The 22,253-nt window shown below is 71.7% G+C and carries 27 protein-coding genes; 22 read left to right on the plus strand and 5 right to left on the minus strand.

Annotated features, from left to right (window positions below; all coding sequences use genetic code 11):
* Nucleotides 1-207 precede the first annotated feature (207 nt).
* Nucleotides 208-2,391 (plus strand): glycogen debranching protein GlgX, encoded by a 2,184-nt coding sequence (glgX, locus tag AB0M80_RS40335; RefSeq protein ID WP_364575480.1) that lies wholly within the window; start codon nucleotides 208-210, stop codon nucleotides 2,389-2,391.
* A gap of 75 nt (nucleotides 2,392-2,466) precedes the next feature.
* Nucleotides 2,467-2,907, plus strand: coding sequence for an SRPBCC family protein (locus tag AB0M80_RS40340; RefSeq protein ID WP_364575482.1), 441 nt, complete (start codon nucleotides 2,467-2,469; stop codon nucleotides 2,905-2,907).
* A 72-nt stretch (nucleotides 2,908-2,979) separates the two neighbouring features.
* Here the strand turns inward: AB0M80_RS40340 and AB0M80_RS40345 are convergent, their stop codons facing one another.
* Together AB0M80_RS40345 and AB0M80_RS40350 are read right to left on the minus strand one after the other, a co-directional pair.
* Nucleotides 2,980-3,456, minus strand: coding sequence for a DUF4383 domain-containing protein (locus tag AB0M80_RS40345; protein WP_364575483.1), 477 nt, complete (start codon nucleotides 3,454-3,456; stop codon nucleotides 2,980-2,982).
* 117 nt (nucleotides 3,457-3,573) lie between these two features.
* Nucleotides 3,574-3,903: a hypothetical protein gene (locus AB0M80_RS40350; RefSeq protein ID WP_364575485.1), complete on the minus strand. Its 330-nt coding sequence runs from the start codon at nucleotides 3,901-3,903 to the stop codon at nucleotides 3,574-3,576.
* 113 nt (nucleotides 3,904-4,016) lie between these two features.
* On the opposite strand from AB0M80_RS40350, the gene AB0M80_RS40355 reads away from it, so the two are divergent.
* From AB0M80_RS40355 to AB0M80_RS40375, 5 genes are all read left to right on the plus strand, one after another.
* On the plus strand, nucleotides 4,017-4,466 hold the full coding sequence (locus tag AB0M80_RS40355) for a hypothetical protein (protein ID WP_364575487.1): 450 nt from the start codon (nucleotides 4,017-4,019) through the stop codon (nucleotides 4,464-4,466).
* Entirely contained in the window at nucleotides 4,463-5,638 is a 1,176-nt protein-coding gene (locus AB0M80_RS40360; RefSeq protein ID WP_364575489.1) for a zinc-dependent alcohol dehydrogenase, read from the plus strand. The genes AB0M80_RS40355 and AB0M80_RS40360 overlap by 4 nt, the downstream gene beginning before the upstream one ends.
* Nucleotides 5,639-5,733: 95 nt before the next feature.
* The gene (ctaD, locus tag AB0M80_RS40365) at nucleotides 5,734-7,506 is read left to right on the plus strand and encodes a cytochrome c oxidase subunit I (protein WP_364575491.1); all 1,773 of its coding nucleotides are present in this window, start codon (nucleotides 5,734-5,736) and stop codon (nucleotides 7,504-7,506) included.
* A complete protein-coding gene (locus tag AB0M80_RS40370; protein WP_364575493.1) occupies nucleotides 7,484-7,765 on the plus strand; it encodes a hypothetical protein in 282 nt (93 codons plus the stop codon). The genes ctaD and AB0M80_RS40370 overlap by 23 nt, the downstream gene beginning before the upstream one ends.
* Nucleotides 7,753-7,980, plus strand: a complete 228-nt coding sequence (locus AB0M80_RS40375; RefSeq protein WP_364575495.1) for a hypothetical protein — start codon at nucleotides 7,753-7,755, stop codon at nucleotides 7,978-7,980. The genes AB0M80_RS40370 and AB0M80_RS40375 overlap by 13 nt, the downstream gene beginning before the upstream one ends.
* A gap of 58 nt (nucleotides 7,981-8,038) precedes the next feature.
* On the opposite strand, the gene AB0M80_RS40380 is transcribed toward AB0M80_RS40375, so the two are convergent.
* A complete protein-coding gene (locus AB0M80_RS40380; RefSeq protein WP_364575497.1) occupies nucleotides 8,039-8,881 on the minus strand; it encodes an SDR family oxidoreductase in 843 nt (280 codons plus the stop codon).
* A gap of 179 nt (nucleotides 8,882-9,060) precedes the next feature.
* Here AB0M80_RS40380 and AB0M80_RS40385 point away from each other — a divergent pair, with 179 nt between their 5' ends.
* Both AB0M80_RS40385 and AB0M80_RS40390 read left to right on the plus strand, forming a co-directional pair.
* Complete coding sequence (locus AB0M80_RS40385; RefSeq protein WP_364575608.1) at nucleotides 9,061-9,498, plus strand: Hsp20/alpha crystallin family protein; 438 nt, start codon at nucleotides 9,061-9,063, stop codon at nucleotides 9,496-9,498.
* Between the two features lie 10 nt (nucleotides 9,499-9,508).
* A complete protein-coding gene (locus AB0M80_RS40390; RefSeq protein WP_364575499.1) occupies nucleotides 9,509-9,799 on the plus strand; it encodes a hypothetical protein in 291 nt (96 codons plus the stop codon).
* A gap of 26 nt (nucleotides 9,800-9,825) precedes the next feature.
* Here AB0M80_RS40390 and AB0M80_RS40395 read toward each other — a convergent pair whose 3' ends face one another.
* Nucleotides 9,826-11,043, minus strand: coding sequence for a PP2C family protein-serine/threonine phosphatase (locus tag AB0M80_RS40395; RefSeq protein ID WP_364575501.1), 1,218 nt, complete (start codon nucleotides 11,041-11,043; stop codon nucleotides 9,826-9,828).
* A 186-nt stretch (nucleotides 11,044-11,229) separates the two neighbouring features.
* On the opposite strand from AB0M80_RS40395, the gene AB0M80_RS40400 reads away from it, so the two are divergent.
* The 12 genes from AB0M80_RS40400 to AB0M80_RS40455 all read left to right on the plus strand — a co-directional run bounded on the left by AB0M80_RS40400 (nucleotide 11,230) and on the right by AB0M80_RS40455 (nucleotide 20,447).
* Nucleotides 11,230-11,655, plus strand: a complete 426-nt coding sequence (locus AB0M80_RS40400) for a MarR family transcriptional regulator (RefSeq protein WP_364575610.1) — start codon at nucleotides 11,230-11,232, stop codon at nucleotides 11,653-11,655.
* 73 nt (nucleotides 11,656-11,728) lie between these two features.
* Nucleotides 11,729-12,592, plus strand: a complete 864-nt coding sequence (locus AB0M80_RS40405) for an STAS domain-containing protein (protein WP_364575503.1) — start codon at nucleotides 11,729-11,731, stop codon at nucleotides 12,590-12,592.
* Nucleotides 12,589-12,981 carry an STAS domain-containing protein gene (locus tag AB0M80_RS40410; protein WP_364575505.1) on the plus strand — a complete coding sequence of 131 codons (393 nt, stop codon included), beginning with the start codon at nucleotides 12,589-12,591 and terminating at the stop codon, nucleotides 12,979-12,981. Before AB0M80_RS40405 ends, AB0M80_RS40410 begins: the two co-directional genes overlap by 4 nt.
* A complete protein-coding gene (locus AB0M80_RS40415; protein WP_364575507.1) occupies nucleotides 12,971-13,408 on the plus strand; it encodes an ATP-binding protein in 438 nt (145 codons plus the stop codon). The genes AB0M80_RS40410 and AB0M80_RS40415 overlap by 11 nt, the downstream gene beginning before the upstream one ends.
* Complete coding sequence (locus AB0M80_RS40420) at nucleotides 13,405-14,397, plus strand: SpoIIE family protein phosphatase (RefSeq protein ID WP_364575509.1); 993 nt, start codon at nucleotides 13,405-13,407, stop codon at nucleotides 14,395-14,397. Before AB0M80_RS40415 ends, AB0M80_RS40420 begins: the two co-directional genes overlap by 4 nt.
* Complete coding sequence (locus AB0M80_RS40425) at nucleotides 14,397-15,587, plus strand: PP2C family protein-serine/threonine phosphatase (RefSeq protein WP_364575511.1); 1,191 nt, start codon at nucleotides 14,397-14,399, stop codon at nucleotides 15,585-15,587. The genes AB0M80_RS40420 and AB0M80_RS40425 overlap by 1 nt, the downstream gene beginning before the upstream one ends.
* A 27-nt stretch (nucleotides 15,588-15,614) precedes the next feature.
* Entirely contained in the window at nucleotides 15,615-16,328 is a 714-nt protein-coding gene (locus AB0M80_RS40430; protein WP_364575512.1) for an alpha/beta hydrolase, read from the plus strand.
* Between the two features lie 55 nt (nucleotides 16,329-16,383).
* Nucleotides 16,384-17,523, plus strand: coding sequence for a zinc-dependent alcohol dehydrogenase (locus AB0M80_RS40435; protein WP_364575612.1), 1,140 nt, complete (start codon nucleotides 16,384-16,386; stop codon nucleotides 17,521-17,523).
* Between the two features lie 13 nt (nucleotides 17,524-17,536).
* Nucleotides 17,537-18,112: a hypothetical protein gene (locus AB0M80_RS40440; RefSeq protein ID WP_364575514.1), complete on the plus strand. Its 576-nt coding sequence runs from the start codon at nucleotides 17,537-17,539 to the stop codon at nucleotides 18,110-18,112.
* Entirely contained in the window at nucleotides 18,097-18,330 is a 234-nt protein-coding gene (locus AB0M80_RS40445) for a hypothetical protein (RefSeq protein WP_364575516.1), read from the plus strand. Before AB0M80_RS40440 ends, AB0M80_RS40445 begins: the two co-directional genes overlap by 16 nt.
* Before the next feature lie 27 nt (nucleotides 18,331-18,357).
* On the plus strand, nucleotides 18,358-19,989 hold the full coding sequence (locus tag AB0M80_RS40450) for a ubiquinol-cytochrome c reductase cytochrome b subunit (protein WP_364575518.1): 1,632 nt from the start codon (nucleotides 18,358-18,360) through the stop codon (nucleotides 19,987-19,989).
* Nucleotides 19,986-20,447 carry a hypothetical protein gene (locus tag AB0M80_RS40455; protein ID WP_364575520.1) on the plus strand — a complete coding sequence of 154 codons (462 nt, stop codon included), beginning with the start codon at nucleotides 19,986-19,988 and terminating at the stop codon, nucleotides 20,445-20,447. Before AB0M80_RS40450 ends, AB0M80_RS40455 begins: the two co-directional genes overlap by 4 nt.
* Nucleotides 20,448-20,453: 6 nt before the next feature.
* On the opposite strand, the gene AB0M80_RS40460 is transcribed toward AB0M80_RS40455, so the two are convergent.
* A complete protein-coding gene (locus AB0M80_RS40460) occupies nucleotides 20,454-21,227 on the minus strand; it encodes a GntR family transcriptional regulator (protein ID WP_364575522.1) in 774 nt (257 codons plus the stop codon).
* A gap of 130 nt (nucleotides 21,228-21,357) precedes the next feature.
* Between AB0M80_RS40460 and AB0M80_RS40465 the strand changes: the two genes are divergently transcribed.
* Nucleotides 21,358-22,227 carry an aldolase gene (locus AB0M80_RS40465; RefSeq protein ID WP_364575524.1) on the plus strand — a complete coding sequence of 290 codons (870 nt, stop codon included), beginning with the start codon at nucleotides 21,358-21,360 and terminating at the stop codon, nucleotides 22,225-22,227.
* The last annotated feature ends 26 nt before the right edge of the window (nucleotides 22,228-22,253 follow it).

Below are 22,253 nucleotides of genomic sequence, written 5' to 3' on the forward strand. Positions count from 1 at the left end.
GTTTGTCTTCCGGTACTCCTTCAGGACCTCGGCAAGCAGCCCGGTGTTCAGTTCGACCTCGGTCGTCGACCTCGGCGAGAGCCATGGCTGGCTGTGCACAGCGGTCCCGCGCCGGGTGCTGCGTCCGGGTGAGGAGGCGGGCGTCACGGGTTCGGGACCTGCGGGCTGGGTATCCAGGCGGAGATCCCTCGCACCTGTGGAGGCCCAGTGCAGCCTTGGCCCGGTTCCCCCTACCCGCTCGGAGCCGACTATGACGGCGTCGGCACCAATTTCGCGCTCTTCTCCGAGGTCGCCGACCGCGTCGACCTCTGCCTGTTCGACCCCGACGGAACCGAGACCCGGATCCGGCTGCCGGAGGTCGACGGCTTCGTCCACCACGGCTACCTCACCGGGATCGGCCCCGGCCAGGAGTACGGCTTCCGGATCCACGGGCCGCACGACCCGGCCCGCGGGCTGCGGTGCAATCCCGCCAAGCTCCTGCTCGACCCGTACGCCAAGGCGGTCACCGGGCGGGTGGACTGGGACGAATCCGTGTTCGGCTACCGGTTCGGCCACCCCGAGGAGCGCAACGACGACGACTCGGCGGCGCACACCGTCCGCGGGGTCGTCGTCAACCCGTACTTCGACTGGGCGAACGACCGGCCGCCGAACGTGCCGTACAACGAGAGCGTCATCTACGAGGCCCACGTCCGCGGGCTGACCAAGCTCCACCCGGACATCCCGGAGGAGCTGCGGGGGACGTACTCCGGGCTGGCGCACCCGGTGATGATCGAGTACCTCAAGACCCTCGGGGTCACGGCCGTCGAGCTGATGCCGGTCCACCAGTTCCTGCACGACCACGCGCTCACCGAGCGCGGCCTCGCCAACTACTGGGGCTACAACACCATCGCCTACCTCGCGCCGCACAACGAATACGCCGCCTCGATCCTGCCCGCGACGCCGGGCAGCGAGGTGCACGAGTTCAAGGCGATGGTGCGGACGCTGCACGAAGCGGGTATCGAGGTCATCCTCGACGTCGTCTACAACCACACCGCCGAGGGCAACCACCTCGGGCCGACCCTGTCCATGCGCGGCATCGACAACCAGGCCTATTACCGGCTGGTGGAGAACGACCCGCAGTACTACATGGACTACACCGGCACCGGGAACTCGCTGAACGTCCGTCAGCCGCACACCCTGCAGCTCATCATGGACTCGCTGCGGTACTGGGTCACCGAGATGCACGTCGACGGCTTCCGGTTCGACCTCGCCGCCACCCTCGCCCGCGAGTTCTACGACGTCGACCGGCTGGCCACGTTCTTCGACCTGGTGCAGCAGGACCCGGTGGTGAGCCAGGTCAAGCTGATCGCCGAGCCCTGGGACGTCGGCCCCGGCGGCTACCAGGTCGGCAACTTCCCGCCGCTGTGGACCGAGTGGAACGGGGCCTACCGCGACACCGTCCGCGACTTCTGGCGCGGCGAGCCCGCGACGCTGGGCGAGTTCGCCTCCCGCATCACCGGGTCCTCGGACCTCTACCAGAACGACGGCCGCCGCCCGTTCGCGTCGATCAACTTCGTCACCGCCCACGACGGCTTCACCCTGAACGACCTGGTCTCCTACAACGAAAAGCACAACGAAGCCAACGGTGAGGACGGCCGCGACGGCGCCGACGACAACCGGTCGTGGAACTGCGGTGCGGAAGGCCCGACCGAGGACGAGAAGGTCCTCGACCTGCGGGCGCGCCAGCGCCGCAACCTGATCGCGACGCTGCTGCTGTCCCAGGGCGTGCCGATGCTCCTGCACGGCGACGAGCTCGGCCGCACCCAGCAGGGCAACAACAACGCCTACTGCCAGGACAACGAGCTGTCCTGGGTGGACTGGTCGCTGCTGGAGCGCCACCGCGAGCTGTTCGAGTTCACCTCGGCCGTCATCGACCTCCGCCACCAGCACCCGGTGTTCCGCCGTCGCCGGTTCTTCGCCGGGCGGCCGATCCGCCGGGGCGACGAGCTGCGGGACATCGCCTGGTTCACCCCGGCCGGCGACGAGATGACCGACCAGGACTGGGAGGCCGGCTTCGGCCGCAGCATCATGGTCTTCCTGAACGGCACGGCGATCCCCGACCTCGACGCCCGCGGCGAGCGGGTGGTGGACGACTCGTTCCTGCTCTGCTTCAACGCCCACGACGACGACATCACGATGACCGTCCCCGACGGCGAATACGGCGCGGAGTGGGCGATCGTGCTCGACTCGGCGACGGGCGAGGTGTTCCACCGGTCCGTCGGCGGCGTCCTGGTCGGCGGCGTGGCCGGCGACCAGCTGGCGACGCCCCGCACGGTGCCGGGCCAGGGCACGCTGGTGGTCGGCGGTCGGTCCCTCACCGTGCTGCTGCGCACCAAGGAGCACGACGCGTAAGCCCGGACACGCGGGGTAGCCGGGACGCGACGGGTCACCGCGACCCGGCTACCGCCGCGTGAACGAGAGGCACCCATGGACAAGGCAACGCACCACCTCGAGGTCGGAGCACCGGCCCAGGCCTGCTATGACTGGTGGCGGCCGCTGACCCGGCTCCCGGAGATCTTCTCCGACGTCGAATCGGTCGAGGCGGTCACCGGGGACGGGACGCGGACGCGCTGGAAGGTGGCGGGCCCGGCCGGTTCGACCGTCGAGTGGGAAGCGCGGATCACCGAAGACTCCCCGCCGCACCGGCTGGCGTGGACCACGGTCGCGCAGTCCGATCCCGACGTCACGAACTCCGGCGTCGTCCGTTTCGAGGACAAGGGCGACGGGCGCACCGAGCTGGAAGTCAGCCTCGAGTATTCGCTGCCGGGCGGGAAGCTCGGCGAGGCGGTCGCGGCGCTGCTGGCGAATCCGCAGCGCAAGGTCGAGCGCGCTTGCACCGAGTTCAAGCGGATCATCGAAACCCGCTGACCGGCGTGGGACGTCGGCGGGCCATGACCAGCAGCCGCCGACGTCCCTGGTGACCACGCGGTGCGTGGTGGGTCAGCCGAGGCCGGGACCCCGGGCGGCGTGCGGCCCCGAACCGGTGCGGCCCGCACGGGCGGTCAGCAGGCCGAGGGCGATCATGCCGACGCCCAGGACGAGGTGCAGCCAGTCGTCCGCGGTGTTGACGGGCACGAAGTTCGCGTCACTGCCGTGGTCGATGATCAGCCCGTACAGCCACAGGACCAGGTAGACGGCCCCGCCGGCGAGGAGGAACAACCGCGCGCCGCGCGCGGTGCGGGCCGAGACGAGCCCGGCGATCCCGAACAGCAGGTGGACGATGTTGTGCAGGATCGAGACCATGAACAGGCCCAGCAGCATGGCCATCGAGTCGTGACCGGCGAAGCTCAGCTGGTCGTAGTGGGTGGTGACGCCCGGGATGAACCCGAGCACGCCGACCAGCAGGAAGACGGCCGCGACGACCGCGGCGGCGACCTGCACGGGCGTTCTGGGGCGGGTGTTGGTGGCGGTGGACATGGACGTTCCTTTCGGCGATGGCGGCGGCCGACCGCGCTGAGGCGTGGTCCGGCCGGTGGACGGCGCTACGCCGGACGACGTACCCGGCCGGATCACCGCTAAGCGCCGATCCGGATCTCACTGAGGTTGCGGCTCGGCTTCACGAAGGCCCAGCCGCCGCGTCAGCTCGGCGAGCATCCCCGGATCCGCCCGGACGGCGGTTTCCAGCTCCACCTCGGCCGGGAGGCCGGGTCCGAGCGGCAGGAGGCTGTCGAGGAGCACGCCGGCCGCGCACAGCACGAGCTCGGTGTCCCCGACCGGCGGCAGGCCGGCGACCTCGCGCAGCCACGGCGTCAGCACGACGTCGAACGCGCCGGCGGGCCCGCCGCGGCAGCAGAACTCCACCCGGTACCGGAGGCCGTCGACCGGCCGCACCTGCCAGACCGTGCTCGACGCGCTGAGGGTCATGCCTCCCGGTACCCCGCCGCCCGACGGGCAAACGGCCGGAGTTCCGGGTGTGTCCGGCGGCGATCCGGGAAGCCGGGTCGGGACCGTGACACCACGAGAATCGAGGACCCGGCATGAAATGGCCGATCGGAGCACTCGCCGTGGCGGGGCTCGCGGCGGGCACCGTCGCGGCCCGGCGGAAGTCCGCGGAACCGGACCGCTGGCTCGGCGTGACCGTCAACCTGCCCCCGGACGAAGTGGAAAACGACCCGCGGCTGCGGGAGGCCTTCGCGACCCTCGCGGAGGACGCCGAGACGCGGCTGCGCCCGGCCCCCGGTGGACGCGGCACGGAGCTGGCGGCCAAGCCGCTGCAGCCGCCGGCCTCCGGGCTGGGCGGTGCCGCGCGGCGGCTGGCCGGGCGCGACCCGCGGCAGCCGGTGCGCAGCGCACTGCGGGACATCAAGTCGGTGCTCGAGACGGGGGAAGTGCTCCGCACCGACGCACCGACGACCGGGAAGCCCACGCCCGGCGGGATGCTCGTCCGCCTGGCCACCCGGCGCGCGGGCGGGGAGGGACGGTTGTGAAGGCGTTGTGCTGGGAAGGCGTCAACGAGCTTTCGGTGCGGCAGGTGCCCGACCCGGAGATCCGCAACGAGCAGGACGTGCTCCTCAAGGTCACCGCGACCACGACCTGCGGCTCGGACCTGCACCTCATCGGCGGGTACATCCCGGCGATGCAGGCCGGGGACGTGCTCGGCCACGAGTTCGTCGGGGAGGTCGTCGAGGTCGGCTCGCAGGTCCGCAAGCACCGGGTGGGCGACCGGGTGGTCGTCTGCTCGTTCATCGGCTGCGGCCGCTGCTGGTACTGCGCCCACGACCTGTGGTCGCTGTGCGACAACAGCAACACCAACCCGGGCATCGGCTCGGCGCTGTTCGGCTACGAAACCGGCGCCGTCTTCGGCTACTCGCACGCCATGGGTGGCTTCCGCGGCAGCCACGCCGAGTACGTCCGGGTCCCGTTCGCCGACTACGGCGCCTTCCCGGTGCCCGAGGGGCTCGACGACGACAGCGCGTTGTTCGCCTCCGACTCGGCCCCGACCGGCTGGATGGGCGCCGACCTCGGCGGCGTCCGGCCGGGTGACGTCGTCGCCGTGTGGGGCTGCGGCGCGGTCGGCCAGATGGCGGCCAAGGCGGCCATGCTGCTCGGCGCGGAGCGGGTGTTCTCGATCGACCGCTACCCCTACCGGCTGCGGCTGACCGAGCAGCACATCGGCTCCGAGCCGATCGACTACTCCAGCACCGACGTGGGTGCCGAGCTGCGGGAACGCACCGGCGGCCGCGGCCCGGACGTCTGCATCGAAGCCGTCGGCATGGAGGCGCACAGCGCCGGCGCGCACCACGCGTACGACCAGGTCAAGCAGCAGCTGCGGCTGGAGACCGACCGGCCGGACGCGGTCCGCGAGGCCATCTACGCCTGCCGCAAGGGCGGCACGGTGTTCGTCCTCGGCGTCTTCGCGGGCGTCGTCGACAAGTTCCCGCTCGGCGCGGTCATCAACAAGGGCCTCACCGTGCGCGGGGCCCAGCAGCACGGCCAGCGCTACGTGCCGATGCTGCTCGACCGGATGTCCCGCGGGGAGCTGCCGGTCGCGCACCTGGCCACCCACCGCATGCCGCTGGAGGAGGGGCAGCGGGCCTACGACCTGTTCAAGCACAAGAAGGACGGCTGCCTGCGCGCGGTCCTGCACCCGGGCGGCTGAACGCGCCCGGAAAACACCCGTTCGCCGCGTGTATCCGTACCCGGGTGCGGGTACGCGCGGCGCGACTCAGTCCGGCAGCGTCAGGTGGGAGTCCGATGACCGCAACTCCGGTGCGCCCCGCTCCGATCCCCCACCGGCCGGTGTGGCGGGGGCAGCGCGGCGCGACGATCCTGAAGACCATCCGCACGACCGATCACAAGACGATCGGCGTGCTGTACCTGACGACGTCGTTCGGGTTCTTCCTGATCGGTGGGCTGACCGCGTTGCTGATGCGGGGTGAGCTGGCCCGGCCCGGCCTGCAGTTCCTGTCGCCGGAGCAGTACAACCAGCTGTTCACCATGCACGGCACGATCATGCTGCTGCTCTACGCCACGCCGAACCTGTTCGGGTTCGCCAACTTCGTCCTGCCGCTGCAGATCGGTTCGCCGGACGTGGCGTTCCCCCGGCTCAACGCGTTCTCCTACTGGCTGTACCTGTTCGGCGGCACGATCGTCCTCTCCGCCTACGCCACGCCCGGCGGGCCGCCCGACTTCGGCTGGACCGCGTACACGCCGCTGTCCAACGCCATCCACAGTCCCGGCGTCGGCGGGGACCTGTGGATCTCGGGGCTGATCGTCACCGGCCTCGGCACCATCCTCGGCGCGGTCAACATGATCACGACCGTGGTGTGCCTGCGCTGTCCCGGGATGCTCATGTGGCGGATGCCGATCTTCACCTGGAACATCCTGTTCACCTCGATCCTGATCCTGCTCGCGTTCCCGATCCTCACCGCGGCGCTGTTCGCGCTCCTGGCCGACCGGCACCTCGGCGCGCACGTCTTCGACCCGGAAAACGGCGGCGCGATCCTGTGGCAGCACCTGTTCTGGTTCTTCGGCCATCCCGAGGTCTACGTGGTCGCGTTGCCCTACTTCGGGATCGTCACCGAGATCATCCCGGTGTTCAGCCGGAAACCGCTGTTCGGCTACAAGCTGATGGTGTTCGCGACCATCGGGATCACCGGGCTGTCGGCGGTGGTGTGGGCGCACCACATGTTCGCCACCGGCGCGGTGCTGCTGCCCTTCTTCTCGATCATGACGTTCCTCATCGCGGTGCCGACCGGGATCAAGTTCTTCAACTGGATCGGCACGATGTGGAAGGGGCAGCTGACGTTCGAGTCACCGATGCTGTGGTCGGTCGGCTTCCTCGTCACCTTCCTGCTCGGCGGCCTGACCGGGATCATCCTCGCGTCGCCGCCGCTGGACTTCCACGTCCACGACAGCTACTTCGTCGTCGCCCACTTCCACTACGTGCTCTTCGGCACGATCGTCTTCGCCACCTTCGCCGGCATCTACTTCTGGTTCCCCAAGATCACCGGCCGGATGCTCGACGAAGGGCTGGCGAAGTGGCACTTCTGGACGACGTTCATCGGCTTCCACACGACGTTCCTCATCCAGCACTGGCTCGGGGACGCGGGCATGCCCCGCCGCTACGCCGACTACCTGTCGAGCGACAACTTCACCTGGATGCACATGGTCTCCACCGTCGGCGCCTTCCTGCTGGGGCTTTCGGTGCTGCCGTTCATCTGGAACATCTTCAAGAGCTACCGCTACGGCGACCCCATCGACGTCGACGACCCGTGGGGCTTCGGCAATTCGCTCGAGTGGGCCACCACCAGCCCGCCGCCCCGGCACAACTTCCTCGAGCTGCCCCGCATCCGCTCCGAACGCCCCGCGTTCGAGCTGCACTACCCGCACATGGTCGAACGGATGCGCGCCGAAGGCCACATGACCCGCGGGCACCCCGGCAACTCCGCTGATCCGGCCGAGCTCGCGGCCGCCGCCACCCAGCCCGACGAACAGGGCGAAAGTGACGACCCCCGCGGCCGCTGACCCCGGCCCGCCGCTCGGAGCGTGGGAACGGCGGCGGCTGCGCGGGATCGAGCGGGGGCTGCGAACGACGGGCACCCGGGTGCGGCTGGTGCTGTGCCTGGGCGTGGACGCCGTCGCGCTGGCGCTGCTGGCCGCCGGGATCTTCCTGGCGCTGCCGTGGTTGTTCGCCGGGTGCGTCGTCGGCAACCTCGCCGTCTGCCTGCACTTCGAGCGGCGCAGCCCGCACCACCGAGCGAAGGGAAACCCATGGCCGAAGTGACCGTCGACGACCTGCGCGGGTTGCTGGAGTCCGACGTGCCGGATGCGGTGCTGGTCCTGACCGGCGGCCGGCTGGTGGTCGAACCGTCCGGGGACCGGACCGCGGGCGCGAGTGAGGTGATCACCCGCAGCGACCTGCGCAAGCAGGCGGAAGACCGCGGCCTGGACCTGATCGCCGCGACCCTCACCACGACGATCGTCCAGCGCGGGGGCTGAGCACCGGAAAGCCGCCGGAACCGACGGGTTCCGGCGGCTTTCCGGCCTGCCTGGTCGCTCAGAGGATCGGTGCACCGCCCGTCACCGCGACGCGCGCCCCGGACACGTAGCTGCCGTCGTCGGAGGCCAGCAGCACGTACACCGGCGCCAGCTCGGCCGGCTGGCCGGCGCGGCCCAGCGGTACCTGCTCACCGAAGGACTTCACCTGCTCCTCCGGCATGGTCGACGGGATCAGCGGCGTCCAGATGGGGCCCGGCGCGACGCTGTTGGCCCGGATGCCCTTCGGCCCCAGCATCTGCGCCAGCGCCGCGGTCATGTTGGCGATGCCCGCCTTCGTCACGTCGTAGGGCAGCAGCTGCGGGGTCGGGCTGTCGGAGTTCACCGACGAGCTGCCGATGATCGACGCCCCCGGCTTCATGTGCGGCACCGCCGCCTTGGCCAGGTGGAAGAACGCGCTCAGGTTGATGGCGAGGGTGCGGTCCCACTCCTCGTCCGGGATCTCCTCGAGCGTCTCGTGGCTCATCTGGAAGGCGGCGTTGTTCACCAGGACGTCGATCCGGCCGAACTCTTCGACCGTGCGGGCGACCAGGGCCCGGCAGTGCGCCGGATCGGCGACGTCACCGGGCACGACGACGGCCTTGCGCCCGGCTTCCTCCACCCAGCGCCGCGTCTCTTCCGCGTCCTCGTGCTCGTTCAGGTAGGAAATCAGCACGTCGGCGCCTTCGCGCGCGTACGCGATCGCCACCGCGCGGCCGATCCCGCTGTCCGCGCCGGTGATGAGCGCCGCCTTGCCGGTCAGCTTGCCGGAGCCGCGGTAGGTGTGCTCGCCGTGGTCGGGCCGGGGCGTCATCGCGGCGGTCGTCCCGGGCGGGGTCTGCTGCTGGGCGGGCTGCTCGGACACAGTGGCTCCTCGGATGACGGGGATGGATCTCTCCTCCCGTGTTCCCGGCGGTGGGCGATTCACACGCCGTCGATTTGTCATCTTGATGATGACTTTAGGCTTGTCATCGTTTGGATGACTTGTTAAAACAGAAGTGCGTGTTGACACGAACCGTCGAAGCCCAGAAGGAGGAGGACACGATGTTGATGCGCACCGACCCGTTCCGTGAGCTGGACCGCCTCACCCAGCAGGTCCTCGGCACCGCTGGAACCTGGTCGAAGCCGGCCGCGATGCCGATGGACGCCTACCGCGCCGGCGACGAGTTCGTGGTCTGCTTCGACCTGCCCGGCGTCGCCCCGGACGCGATCGAGCTCGACATCGAGCGCAACGTCCTGACGGTCAAGGCCGAGCGTCGCCCGCTCCCCGGCGGGAACGACGTGGAAATGCAGGTTTCCGAACGGCCGCTCGGCGTCTTCTCGCGCCAGCTGTTCCTCGGCGAAAGCCTCGACACCGAGCACATCGCCGCCGACTACGAAGCCGGCGTGCTGACGCTGCGCATCCCGGTGGCCGAGAAGGCCAAGCCGCGGCGCATCGAGATCAGCGGCGCCCAGTCGGACCGCAAGGAGATCCAGGCCTGAGCGGCGAACGATGAACGACCAGATCCGTGCCGCGGCGGAGAGGATCTTCGCCGCGGCCGCCGAACTCGGCACCACCCGCCAGGAGGCGATCCTGGTGACCCGGGCGGTCCACGCGGTCAAGAAGGGCCGCCCGACCGACGTCGCGCTCACGGACACGCCGCAGCACCGGCGACGCAAGCTGGCCCACGTCGTCGGCTGCGCGCTGTGGGACCCGGCCCTCGACGCGGACGCGGTGCTCGCCGCCGTCACCGGCGCCGGCCGCACGGCGCCGCGCGAGCACCGACCCTCGGTCGCCGCCTGACCCACCGCGCAAAGCGGCGTCCGACGCTACGGCACCGGGTCGGCGCGGCGCACGGTCACCGAGGGCCCGCTGCCGGTGCCGGACAGCGGGGTCGAGCCGAACCAGTCGAGGCACACGACCATCGCGTCGTCCTCGGCCTGCTTGCCGTGGCGGCGGGTGGAGAGCTCGCGCAGCACGGCGCCGGGCACGTGCGCCGCCGGCAGGTCGGCGGTCGCCGTGACCGCCTCCGCGAGCTCGCGGTCACCGTAGAGCTCGCCGTGCGGGCCGAGCGCGTTGTAGACGCCGTCGCTGACGAAGACGAACCGGTCGCCGTCGGCCGCCTGGAAGCCTTCGAGGCTGTAGATCGTGCCGTCGAACGTGCCGAGCGGGAGCTGTTCGTCGAAGAGGATCCGCTCGGCCTTGCCGTCCCGCAGCCGCCAGAGCCGGGGCGAGCCGGCGTCGACCACGGCCACCGCGCCGGTGCCGAGGTCGAACTCCAGCAGCAGCGCGGCCACGTGTTCGGCCCCCCGGTAGTGCGCGTAGACCGCTTGGTCGGCGAGCTCGGCTTGCGCGTCGAGCGGGATCCCGGCGCGCCGGGCGTTGCGCAGCGCGTTGATCGCGAGGTTGGTCAGCAGGGCCGCTTCGCTGCCTTCGCCCATGCCGTTGATCAGCGTGACGGCGAGCTTCCGGGCCGAAGCCGACCAGTCGAAGCAGTCGCCGTAGATGGCGTAGGCGGGCTCGAGCTGGCCGCCGAGCGCGAATTCGGCGCGGGTGCAGGCGCGCCCGGGCAGCAGCTGCCACTGCATTTCCGCGGCGAGCGTCAGCCGCGAAGACCGCCGGGCCTGGATGTAGAGGTCGGTGTCGCGGTCGGCGACGAACAGCTCGTGGCCCAGCGCTTCGGCGAACCGCTCGAGCTCGGCCCACACCGGCGGTTCGGGCTCGCGGGGCAGGGTGACGGCCAGGACGCCGAGCCGGTCGCCGCGGACGCTCACCGGCAGGTAGCCGGTGACGCGGTCGCCGTCGCGGGAGAACGTGGCCGCCTGCGCGAGGAACGCCGCGCCCGGGGTCGTGCCGTCGACCGGGATCGGCTCCGCCGTGTAGGGCTGCTCGCCCACCTGGCACAGCTCGGTCAGGGCGTAGTCGGCCATCAGCAGCTCGACCGCTTGGGCACCGAAGTGCTCGCCCAGGCCCGAGCGCAGCGCCCCGGGCAGGTCGTGCGGCGGTACGTCACGCAGGAGACGCTCCACCGCCAGGGATCTGTCCAACGCCTGCCTCCTGCTCACGGGTCCGCGCGCGTCGGCGCCGCGGTCGGTTCTGTCGAGTCTGCGCCGCTCCGGCGGGCCGGTCTACGGCGAGTCGCGTGAGCTGTGCTGCCGGTTCAGCATAGGGATGCCACAGTGGACGCCGTGGATCGATCCCGCGAGCAGCCCGGCCCGGACGGGACGGCTGCCGTGTCGAGCCTCGCCCGCCTCTTCGAGTCGGTGGTGGAGGGCGAGCGGGACGTGTCGCCGCGCCCGCTTTCGGTGTCGCAGCTGCGCGCGGTCGTCGCGCTGGATCGCCACGACGGGGTCAACCTGCGGGAGCTGGCCGAGCGGCTGGGCTCGACCCCGCCGCTGGTCAGCAGGCTGTGCGACCGGCTCGAGGCGGTCGGCTTCCTCGAACGCCTGCCCAGCGCGCGCAGCCGGCGGGAGCTGACCCTGCGCCTGTCCGACCGCGGCCGCGCCTACCTGCAGGATCTGCGGGCGCGACGCCGGGACCGCGTCGAGGCGCTGCTGGCGAAGATGAGCCCGGCGGGCCGGAGCGCACTGGCCGCGGGACTGGCCGAGTACCAGACCCTGGCCGAGGCGGCCGGGCAACCCCCCGAGTTGCATCACTGACATAATTGTTGTTATATAGCAATACTTAGGTCGGCGTACAGCAGAGCGCGCCCGAACACCGGAGGAGGAGTCGGTGCTGGGCACGGACGACAGCCAGGTCCGCACGGTCTTGGCGCGCATGCTGGAAGAGGACCGGTCCGCGCTGGCCCGCGACTGGGCCGGGCAGGAACCGCGTGACGGCGACCGGAGCGGGCAGGAACTGCGCCGCGAGGCCGTCGAGCTGCTGGTAGCCCTCCGGGAGGCGCTGACCGGCACGCTGCCGGTGTCCCGGATCGTCGATCAGGACCCCGCGGTGCGGGACGCGCTGACGTCGCTGTCGGAGCGCCGGGCCCGGGCGGGCGCCCAGCCGTCGGCCACGGCCATGGCGATCCTCGCCCTCAAACGCACGATGCTGAGCGCGATCGAGCGGCACACCGACGATTCCGCCTTGCGCTACCGGGCGGCCCTGCTGGTCAACGAGCTGCTCGACAGCGCGGGCGTACTGACCTTCGAAGTCTACTCGGCCGGCCGCGAACGCATCATCCGCGAGCAGCACAGCCAGATGCTGGAGCTGTCCACGCCGGTCGTGCGGCTGTGGCGCCACGTCCTCGCGGTGCCCCTGATCGGCACGCTCGACAGCGCCCGCACCCAGGTCGTGATGAACAGCCTCCTGGAAGCGATCCAGGCGAACGAGGCGCGGGTGGCCATCATCGACATCACCGGCGTCCCGACCGTCGACACCGCGGTCGCGCACCACCTGCTGCAGACCGTCAGCGCCGTCCGGCTGATGGGCGCGGAATGCGTGATCAGCGGCATCCGCCCGTCGATCGCCCAGACCATCACGCAGCTGGGCATCGACCTCTCGCACATCGTCACCCGGGGCTCGCTGGCCGACGCGCTGGCGACCGCGATGCAGCTGCTCGGCGACAGCGCCCACCCGGGCGCGGTGACCGGGTGAACGCCGGCCTCCCGATCCTGCGGCTCGGGGACATCCTGCTCGGCGGGTTGCCGAGCGACCTGGACGACAAGACCGCCCTCGCGCTCACCGACGAGCTGACCACGCGGATCGCGAACGAAGGCATCCGCGGGGTGATCATCGACATCTCGCGGCTGGAGATCATCGACTCGTTCGTCGCCCGCGTGCTCCTGCAGCTGGCCGGCACCGGGCGGCTGCTCGGCGCGCGGATGATCGTGGCGGGGATGCGCCCGGCCGTCGCACTGACCCTGACCGAGCTCGGGCTCCAGCTCACCGGCGTCCGGACCGCCCGCAACGCGGAACAGGCGATGGAACTGCTGGGCTGGCGCCGTCCCGGCGAGGCCGCCGAAGAGGCGCCTCATGCTTCCTGACGAGCGGACCGGCCACGGGCACGACGTCCCCTCCCGCGAGCACCCCGTCCGGGTCGAAGGAGACCTCCTCGCGGCCCGCCACGCCGTGCGGGCCGCCGCGGTCGCCGCCGGCTTCTCGATCATCGACCAGACGAAGATCGTCACCGCCGCCAGCGAGCTCGTCCGCAACGCCTACATCCACGGCGGGGGCGGCACCATGACCGTCGAGGCCGTGCGGGACCCGGCCGGGCGGCTCGGGCTCCGGCTCCGGGTGCGCGACGAGGGGCCCGGGATCCCCGACGTCGACCAGGCGATGACCGACGGGTTCAGCACCGGCGCCGGGCTCGGGCACGGCCTCGGCGGCACCCGCCGGCTGGTCGACGACTTCCACCTCGACACCGAGCCCGGTCGTGGCACCACCGTCACGGTCGTGCGCTGGAAGCCATGACCGCGATCACCGCCGGCGGCACGCACCAGATCCGCGTCGACCACCCCAGCGCCGGGTACGCCGCCGCCCGCGTCGCGCGGCGGACCGCGCACGACGCCGGGCTGGCGGACGTGCTGGCCGACCGCGCCGCGGTGGTGGCGGCCGAACTCGCCGGCAACATCGACAAGCACACCGGCGGCGGTTCGGTGTTCGTGCAGCGGTCGCTCACCGGCCGCGGGGTCGACGTGCTGGCCGCCGACGACGGCCCCGGCATGGCCGACCTCGACCACTGGCTGCTCGACGGCAACACGACCACCGCCACCCTCGGCACCGGCCTCGGCGCGGTGAAGCGGATGGCGACCGAATTCCGGATCACGTCCTCGCCCACGGCCGGGACGCTCGCCGCCGCCCGCCTGCTCGACCCCGCCGCGCCCCCGTCCCGCCGCGCGATCGGGCACTTCCGCCTGGCCCGCGACGGCGAGGAGCACTGCGGTGACGCCGTCGCGCTGGCCGACGTCACCGGCAGCCGGACCGCCGTCGTCGCCGACGGGCTCGGGCACGGACCCGACGCCGCCGAAGCCGCGGACGCCGCGCTGCGCGTGTTCACCGAGAACCCGGACCGCCCGCTGTCCCACCAGCTCACGAACATGCACCGGGCGCTGCGCACGACCCGCGGGGCCGCGGTCGCGCTCGTGCGGATCGCGCCGCGGCGGCTCGAGTTCTGCGGCGTCGGCAACGTCAGCGGCGCGAGCGTCGGCGACGGTCCGTCCCGGCTGCTGCTCAGCACCCCCGGCATCGTCGGGTTCACGCTCCCGGCGGCGCCGGTCCGGCACCTGGCGCTGGCCGACGACGACGTGGTGGTCCTGCACACCGACGGCGTCGGCACCGGCTGGCGGGTCCCCGGCCGGGCCCCGGACCTGCTGCTGCTCGCCGCGGACCTCGCCCACCGGCACCGGAACGCGCGCGACGACGCCGCCATGCTCGCCCTGCGCGCGGACCGGTCCGCCTGATGCGCCCCGACCTGGCCCGGATCCGGCGGCGGCTGCGCACGGCCTGCGTCGAGGCCGGCGTGCCCGCCGACGACCGCGGGCGGCTGGTGCTCGCCGTGACCCTGCTCGCCGAGCCCGCCCTGACCGCCGGCGAAACCGTCGACGTGGCGACGGCGGCTTCGGACCGGCGGCTCGCCGTCACCGTGCGGCTGGACCACGCCGTGAGCCAGGGCAGCCGCGACGCCCTGCCGCTGCTGCCCGAGCGGGGCGACGGCGAGACCCTCACCTGGCACCTCGCCGGCGGCAGGCCCGCCTCCCCGGCGGACCCCGACGACGACCGGGCCACGCGCGAAGAGATGCTCGCGCTGATCGCCCGCGCCGACACCCTCGCCCAGGAACAGCGGGACGTGAAGCACGAGCTCGCCGAAACCAACAGCGGCGTGCTGGCGATGTACGTCGAGCTCGAACAGCGGGACGAACAGCTCCGCCGCGCGCACGCGGCCATCTTCCGCGAGCTGGAGGACGCGCTGCGCCCGCGGCCGCCCGCCGTGCCGGGCCTGGAGCTGGCCGTCCACTACTCCCCGACCGACCAGGACTCCCCGACCGGCGGGGACCTCTACGACTGGTTCGTCCTGCCCGACGGGCAGGTCCACGTGACCCTGGTCGACGCGGTCGGCCACGGCGTCACCTCGACCCGGCACGCCCTCACCGTCACCCACGCGATCCGCACCCTGGCTCTGGAGGGGCACCCGTTCCCGGACCTGATCGCCCGGGCCTCGCTCACCCTGGCCGCGATCGAGCCCGGGCTGATGGCCACGGTCCTGCTCGCCCGCGTCGACCCGGCGACCGGCCGCACCCGCTTCGCCAACGGCGGCCACCCGGAGCCCGTGCTCGTCACCGCGGCCGGGCCGGCGCGGCTGCTGCCCGCCCCGGTGCCCGGCCGCGGGGTCGGCTTCCCCGATCCGGGCAGCCGCGAGCTCGTCGAGGTGGTCCTCGGCCCGGGCGACACGGTGCTGCTCTACACCGACGGCCTGGTGGAAAGCCGCAAGGACATCGGCGAAGGCCAGGCCCGGCTCCTGGCGCTGGCCGCGATCCACCGCTCCCGGCCGGCCGCGGGCCTGCCCCGGGAGCTGGTGACCCGGATGCACGACGTCGTCCTGCACGCCGACGACACGGTCGTCCTGGCCCTGCGCCGGACGGTCGTGGCGTAGGCCCTCCGGCGCCGGGTATCCCGTCGCATGGCTATCCTGACCACGTCCGGCCGCGTGCGAGCGCTTTCCGCCGGCATCGAACGCCCGGGTCGCCCGCCCGTCGTGCTGCTGCCGGGCCTCGGCGCGCCCGGCTACCTCGTGGACACGCTGCACGGGTGCGCCGCGGCCACCCGGAGCCACCTGCTCGACGTCCCCGGCTTCGGCGGGCCGGGTCCGCTCGCGTGCGAGCCGGAGATCGAAGCGATCGCCGGTACCGTCACCGCCTGGCTGGACCGGCCGTCTGTCCTGTTCGGACACTCGACGGCCGCGCAGGTCGCCATCGCCGTCGCGGTGCGGCGACCGGACCTCGTCCAGGCGCTGGTCCTGGCCGGGCCGACGTTTCCGCCCGCGCTGCGCCGCCTCGGCCCCCTGTCCGCGGCCTTCCTGGCCGACCTGGTCCACGAGTCGCCCTCGGCGCTGCCCGGCACCGTCCCGCACTACCTGCGCGCCGGGCCGCGGCGGCTGCTGCGGATGATCCGCTCGGCCCAGCGGGACGCACCGGAACGGGCGATGCCGCTGCTGCGGTGTCCCGTCCTGGTCGTGCGCGGCCGCCGCGACACGCTGAGCCCGGAGAACTGGGCGCGTTCCCTCGCCGGCGCCGCCCCGGACGGCTCGTTCGTCACCGTGCCCGGCGCACACACCTTCCCGGCCCGCTCCGGCGGCTCGACGTCGGCGTTGATCACGGAGTTCGCCGAGGGTTAGCCGCGGTGGGCCCGGGTATGCCGACGACCCGTCGGAAGGAGGCGCTGTGCGTGCGATGGTGTACCGCGGGCCGTACAAGATCCGTGTCGAAGAGAAGGACGTCCCCGCGATCGAACACCCCGGGGACGCGATCGTGCGGGTGACGCTGGCCGCGATCTGCGGTTCGGACCTGCACCTGTACCACGGGATGATGCCCGACACGCGCGTCGGCATGACGTTCGGGCACGAGTTCATCGGCGTCGTCGAGGAAGTCGGTTCGGGGGTGCAGAACCTGAAGCGTGGCGACCGCGTCATGGTGCCCTTCAACGTCTTCTGCGGCACCTGCTGGTTCTGTGCCCGAGGGTTGTACTCGAACTGCCACAACGTGAACCCGAACGCCACCGCCGTCGGCGGCATCTACGGCTACTCCCACACCTGCGGCGGCTACGACGGCGGGCAGGCCGAGTTCGTCCGGGTGCCCTTCGCCGACGTCGGGCCGACGCTGATCCCCGACTGGATGGACGACGAAGACGCCGTCCTGCTCACCGACGCGCTCGCCACCGGCTACTTCGGCGCCCAGCTCGGCGAGATCGTCGAAGGCGACGTCGTCGTGGTCTTCGGGGCCGGGCCGGTGGGCCTGTTCGCGGCGAAGTCGGCGTGGCTGATGGGCGCGGGCCGGGTGATCGTCATCGACCACCTGGAGAACCGCCTGGAGAAGGCGCGCACGTTCGCCCACGCCGAGACCTGCAACTTCACCGAACACGACGACATCGTCGTGCACCTGAAGAAGCTCACCGGCCACCTCGGTGCCGACGTCGCGATCGACGCGGTGGGCGCGGAGGCCGACGGCAACCTCACCCAGCACTTCACCTCGGCCAAGCTGAAGCTGCAGGGCGGCTCGCCGGTGGCGCTCAACTGGTGCATCGACGGCGTGCGCAAGGGCGGCACCGTTTCGGTGATGGGCGCCTACGGCCCGATGTTCAGCGCCGTCAAGTTCGGCGACGCGCTCAACAAGGGCCTCACGCTGCGGATGAACCAGTGCCCCGTGAAGCGGCAGTGGCCGCGGCTGTTCGAGCACATCCGCAACGGCTACCTCAAGCCGAGCGACATCGTCACCCACCGCATCCCGCTCGAGCACATCGCCGAGGGGTACCACATCTTCTCCGCCAAGCTGGACGGCTGCATCAAGCCGCTGATCGTCCCGAACGCCGGCTGAGGAAGGAACGACCATGACCTACACGTCGGAGCGGCCGCCGATCGCCGAATCGAGCGACAGCCTGCGCGCGCGGATCCCGGGCTGGGGCGCGGACCTGGACCCGAAGGACCGGCCGTCGGTGCCGAAGCTGCAGTGGCAGGAGGACAAGACCGGCGCGCACTGGGAATTCCCCGAACGGCAGCCGGAGAAGTGGCCGCGGGAACGCTCGATCGAGCACGCGTTCCTGACCCCGGTCTTCGGGACCTCGTGCCCGCCGAAGGGCCTTTCCGGTGCGCTGCGCAAGTACTCCTACCGGAAGTACAGCGAAGGGCGGGCCGCGCACTGGCTGCTCCTGCTGGCCGCCGACCGGGTGGACGCCTGGGAAAGCCACCTGCGCTCGTTCGCCACGCTCCGCCCGGACAACCCGATCACCGAGACCGGCGTGCTGAGCGAGTTCACCCGGCACGGTTTTTCCTCGCGGGTGGGGAAGAAGCGCGCGGACGTCAAGCACCACCTGGTGGACCCGGTCATCGTCGCGGGCCCCTGGGTGCTGGCGGCGGGGCTGGCGTATTCGGCGGTCCGGAAGGTGGTGCGATGGCGCCGGCGGTGACCGGCCGGCGCCGGCTCGCGGCGGTGGCCGCCGCGTTCCTCGCGCTCGCCGGGGCGGCCTGCGCCCCGGCGTGCGACCGGGACGCGACCGCACCGTCGAGGACTCCGAAGGCGCAGGGGATCGCCGTGCACGGCCGGCTGACCACGCCGGTGGGCGAGTTGCCGGATGTCCGGGAAACCGGGGGGTTGTCGGGTACGGGCCCGGGTACGCACGGCTGACGGTCACCGATTCCCCTGGAGAAGGCCATGAGCCCCAGCCACGTTCCCGCCCCCACCCGCGGGCCGGGCCGCGCCACCCGTGCAGCGGGGTCGGCCGCGGACGCCGCCGACCGGCGGCTGCGCGCGGCGGCCGGCCTGCGTCACCAGTTCAACAAGGTCTTCCCCACCCACTGGTCGTTCCTGCTCGGCGAAGTGGCGCTCTACAGCTTCCTGGTCCTGCTGCTGAGCGGGGTGTACCTGACGCTGTTCTTCGACCCGTCGATGCAAGAGGTCACCTACCAAGGCGCGTACGCGGACCTGCGCGGCGTGCCGATGTCGCGGGCGTTCGCGACGACGCTCGACCTGTCGTTCGAGGTCCGCGGCGGGCTCTTCATGCGGCAGCTGCACCACTGGGCGGCACTGATCTTCGTCGCCGCCATGATGGTGCACATGCTCCGGATCTTCTTCACCGGAGCCTTCCGCCGTCCCCGCGAAGCGAACTGGGTGATCGGTGCGCTGCTGCTGATCCTGGGCATGTTCGAAGGGTTCTTCGGCTACTCCCTGCCCGACGACCTGCTCTCGGGCACCGGCATCCGCGCCACGCTGTCCGGGATCGTGCTGTCCCTGCCGGTGATCGGGACGTGGCTGCACTGGGCGCTGTTCGGCGGCGAATTCCCCGGCGACGTCATCATCCCCCGGCTCTACACCATCCACATCCTGCTGATCCCCGGGGTCATGCTCGCCCTCGTCGGCGTGCACCTCGCCCTGGTCTGGTACCAGAAGCACACCCAGTTCCCCGGCGTCGGGCGGAAGGAGACCAACGTCGTCGGCGTCCGGATCCTGCCGGTGTTCGCGTTGAAGGGCGGCGCGTTCTTCGCGCTCGTCACCGGCATCCTCGCGCTGATGTCCGGGCTGTTCCAGATCAACCCGGTGTGGAAGTTCGGCCCCTACGACCCGTCGAAGGTCTCCGCGGGCTCCCAGCCGGACTGGTACATGGGTTTCGCCGACGGCCTCCTGCGCGTCTACCCGCCGTGGGAGCTGTTCCCCGGCAACCACACGATCCCGCAGCCGTTCTTCGCCGGCGTCGTCGGCATGACGGTGCTCTTCGTGGCGCTGATCGGTTATCCCTGGCTCGAACGCCGCCTGTCCGGCGACACCGCCCACCACAACCTCGTCCAGCGCGCCCGCGACGTCCCGGTGCGCACGAGCATCGGCATGATGGCGCTCGCCTTCTACGGCGTCCTGACGCTGTCGTCGTTCAACGACATCATCGCGCTGGAGTTCGACATCTCGCTCAACGCCACCACCTGGGCCGGGCGCATCGGGCTGCTGGTCGCCCCGCCCGTGGCGTACCTGCTCACCTACCGCATTTGCCTCGCCCTGCAGCGGTCGGACCGCGAGGTGCTCGAACACGGCGTCGAAACCGGGATCATCACCCGCAGCCCGGGCGGCACCTACCTCGAGATCCACCAGCCGCTCGACGGGAAGGCCCTGAGCTACCAAGGAGCGTCCGTGCCGAAGAAGCCCAACAAGCTCGGCGCCGCCGGGCACGCGGTCCCCGGCAGCCTGCTGCGGCCCGACCCGCCGGAGGAGACCGAGGCCCTGGAAGCGGCGGCCCGCCGCGGAACGATGCGCCAGGGCCTCGGCGGCGAACCCCGGGACGGGCAGGCCCGGCCGTGACCGGCGCGGCGATGCCGTCCCGCTGGCAGATCGACATCCTGGTCTACGAAGAGGAGTACTCCTACCCGGTGCTGCTCCTGCAGCCGGCTCGCCAGGACGACCACCGCCGGCTGCTCGGGCTCCTCGCCCGGGCGGGCCTGGTCGCCCCGACGACGTGGGAGTGGGAGCACGGCCTCTGGCCGCTGGCGGCGGGCTGCGAGGTCGAACTGGCCGACGGCCCGTCCGCGGTGACGGTGCACGCCGCCGGGCACAGCCTCACCGTCGGATTCCAGTTCACCGAACCCCCGCAGCCCTGGCTCGCGGCCGCCCGCCGGCAGCGGCAGGTGCTGTTCGTGCTGCTCCCACCCCGGCCCCACGCCGGCGAAGACGCCCTGATCATCGACGACGTGAGCAGGCTGATCTTCCCCCCGGAGCGCGACGGCTGCCTGACGGGCACCATCCCGCTCGCGGGTCACTGAGCCTCGCTACGGGCCGTTGGTCAGCGAAAGGTTGAACGTGTAGCGGGACGCGCGGTAGACGTGCCAGCCGTACTCGACCACGCGGCCCGTGTCGTCGTACGTCGTGCGCTGCATGGTGAGCAACGCCGCCCCCGGCTCTTCGTGCAGCAGTTCGGCGTCCTCTTCGGTCGCGAGCCGGGCGCCGATGTTCTGCTCGGCGGCGTGCAGCCGCACCCCCGCCGAGCGCAGGAGCTGGTAGAGCCCGCGCTCGCGCAGCTCGTCATCGGCCGGGTCGATGACGCCGTCCGGCAGGTAGTTGTTCATCAGCGCGAGCGGCTCGCCGTCGGTCGAGCGGAGCCGCTTCAGCCGTCGCACATGCGTCAAGCCGGGTGCTTCAAGCAGCTCGGCGACGTCCGCGCCGGCGTCTTCGACGCGGTTGACCAGCACCGCCGACTCCGGCTTGCCGCCCAGCCCGGCTAGGTCGTCGAACAGGCTGCTCAGCCGCAGCGGCCGGGCGACCTTGGTGCGCACGACCTGCGTGCCGATCCCGCGCCGTCGCACGAGCAGGCCCTGGTTGACCAGCGTCTGGATCGCCTGGCGGATCGTCGGCCGCGACAGGCGGAGGCTCGCGGCGAGGTCGACCTCGTTGCCCAGCCGTGCCCCCGCCGGCAGCCTGCCGTCTTCGATCGCGGCGCGCAGCTGCCGGGACACCTGGAAGTACAGCGGCTCGGGACTGCCCGGATCCAGGATGATCTCGCGGCCCGCGTCCCAGGCCGGGAAGGTGACGTCCGGCTTGTTCATCCCCGGAGCCTACCGCGCTCGCCACGCCCAGCCAGGATGACCTGTTGTCCATATGTCTTGACAAAGTCTTCGGCCGCTGGAATCGTCGAAGGCGGATCGACCGGGTACTACGCGAACTGGGAGCCGAACTGTGACCGACGTGCTGCGGCGCATCGTGGCCAAACGCGTGCACCACCCGGAAGCGATCGCCGAGGCGGCCGCGAGCCGCGTGCGGGCCGAGTCGCTCTTCAACGACAAGGGCCGCGTGATGATCATCGCCGCGGACCACCCCGCCCGTGGCGCGAACGCGGTGGGCGGCCACCCTTCGGCGATGGCCGACCGGGGCGAACTGCTGGACCGGCTGTGCCTCGCGCTGGACCGCCCCGGCGTCACCGGTGTGCTGGCGACCGCGGACGTCATCGACGACCTGCTGCTGCTCGGCGTGCTGGACGGCAAGACGGTGATCGGGTCGATGAACCGCACCGGGCTGGCCGGATCGAGCTTCGAAATCGACGACCGCTTCGCCTGCTACGACGCGGAAGCGATCGAGCGGATGCGGTTCGACGGCGGCAAGGCGCTCACCCGGATCTGCCTCGACGACCCGGCCACGCCGAGCGTCCTGGAGAACACCGCGAAGGCGGTCGACGAGCTGGCCGACCGCAAGCTGATCGCGCTGGTCGAGCCGTTCCTGTCGACGTGGGTGGACGGGCGCGTCCACAACGACCTCTCCCCCGACGCCGTCATCAAGTCGATCACGATCGCCGCCGGGCTCGGCCGGTCCTCGGCCTACACCTGGCTCAAGCTCCCCGTGGTGGACGACATGGAGCGCGTGCTCGCGTCCTCGACCCTGCCGGCCGTGCTGCTCGGCGGCGAGGTCAAGGACCCGGACGCGGCCTTCGCCGCCTGGCAGCGGGCACTGACCCAGCCGACCGTGCAGGGCCTGGTGGTCGGGCGTTCGCTGCTCTACCCGCACGACGGGGACGTCGCCAAGGCCGTCGACACCGCGGTGGGGCTGCTGTGAAGGGGCACCACCACCGCCACTACGAA

This window comes from Amycolatopsis sp. NPDC051045 (assembly GCF_040682955.1).
Taxonomy (GTDB): Bacteria; Actinomycetota; Actinomycetes; order Mycobacteriales; family Pseudonocardiaceae; genus Amycolatopsis.